At 69.5% G+C, this 597-nt stretch carries 1 protein-coding gene; it reads right to left on the bottom strand.

Translation table 11 applies throughout. From position 1 onward, the window contains the following. Nucleotides 1-597: AMP-binding protein (locus tag P3H15_RS54380; protein WP_276144883.1), on the bottom strand; the 597-nt coding region annotated here is incomplete at both ends.

Raw genomic sequence — 597 nt, 5'->3', positions numbered from 1 at the left:
TCGGGTGTCGGCAACGCCTTCCGATCGAGTTTGCCGTTCACCGTCACCGGCAACTCCGCCAACACCACCACCACCGACGGCACCATGAACCCCGGCAACACCGCCGCCGCCGACTCCCGCACCGCCCGCTCGTCCACCACCATGCCGACCACCGGCACCACATACCCCGCCAGATACTCCCCCGCCGCACCGTCCCCGCGCAGCACCACCACCGCCTGCGCCACCTCCACCCGGCGCAACAACACCGCCTCCACCTCACCCAGCTCGACCCGCTGCCCCCGCAACTTCACCTGAAAATCCGTACGCCCCAGATACTCCAGCTCCCCCGACCGCAGCCACCGAACCCGATCCCCCGTCCGATACAACCGCTCCCCCGCCCCGAAGGGGTTCGCCACGAACCGATCCGCCGTCAACTCCGCCCGCCCCGCATACCCCCGCGCCAACTGCACACCACCGAGATACAACTCCCCCGCCACCCCCACCGGCACCGGCCGCAACCGCCCATCCAACACGAACGTCTGCGTATTCCACACCGGCACCCCGATCGGCACCACCACCCCATCCGCCCCCGTCACCTCGTGGAACGTCACATCCACC

The organism is Rhodococcus sp. T2V, assembly GCF_029269925.1.
Lineage (GTDB): Bacteria > Actinomycetota > Actinomycetes > Mycobacteriales > Mycobacteriaceae > Rhodococcus_F > Rhodococcus_F koreensis.
The sequence above is the reverse complement of the archived record's forward strand: the minus strand, read 5'-3'. Positions and strand labels throughout refer to the sequence as shown.